Genomic DNA, 941 nt, shown 5'->3' on the forward strand with positions numbered 1-941 from the left:
GGAAAGGGGAAGCCCGCTTAAAGCGTCAGTTCCCCGGCCGTGGGCGCGGCAGCGGGATGCCGATCTTGGGCGTCGGCGCGAAGGCGCTCGCCGCCGCCGGCATGGCGGCGTTGCCGCTTGAGATCGTTTGTGCCGGCTCGCTCGGCTCAGGTTCGGCCACGGCGACCGCGGCGGCGCTTCCGCCATGATAGGTCACCGCCTCCAGCGACGGCGCATCCGGCGCATCGAGCACGTCCTGGCACTGCTTGGGCAGATTGGCCATCGTCATCAGGTCGCGCGCCTTGGGGGCGTCCGGGTTCTTGTTCGGCCGCCACGGCTCCTCCGTGAACCACCATGCCAGCGGCTTGCCGCAACCGTCATCCGCGGGCGTCGCCTCCTGCCCCTTGCAACCGGGCGAGCCCGGCTGGCAGCCGATGCGCATGTGGAAATGATAGTCATGGCCCCAGAACGGTCGGACCTTGCGCAGCCAGGAGCGGTCGCCGGAGACGGTGTCGCAGAGCTTCTTCTTGATGCCGGGATTGACCAGGATGCGCTCGACCTCCGGATAGTTCGCCGCGCGCTTGAGCAACCTGGTGTGCGCCGGCGTCCACAGCGCGTCCTTCACCAGATGCGTCTTCTCGTTGACCATCAGCGTGGCGCTCATGGTCTCGCGCTGCGCGATGGTCAGCGGCCGCCTCGGCATCGGCGTCAGCCAGATATCGGCGTCCAGCCCGATCTGGTGCGAGGCGTGGCCGGTCATCATCGGTCCGCCGCGCGGCTGCGAGATATCGCCGACCAGAAGCCCCGGCCAGCCATCCGCCTGGGCGTCGCGCGACAATTTTTCGATGAGCGCGATCATCGCCGGATGGCCCCAGCGGCGGTTGCGCGACGGACGCATCACTTCCCAGGTCGGACCGTCCATCGGCAGCGCCACGCCGCCGGTGAAGCAGCCTTTCGAGTAG

At 68.5% G+C, this 941-nt stretch carries 1 protein-coding gene; it reads right to left on the bottom strand.

Annotated elements, in window-relative coordinates; translation table 11 throughout:
- Positions 1 to 25: 25 nt before the first annotated feature.
- Positions 26 to 941: penicillin-insensitive murein endopeptidase (mepA, locus tag EOD07_RS35845; protein WP_127238474.1), on the bottom strand; the 916-nt coding region annotated here is incomplete at its 5' end.

The sequence above is a fragment of the Mesorhizobium sp. M2C.T.Ca.TU.002.02.1.1 genome (assembly GCF_003997225.1).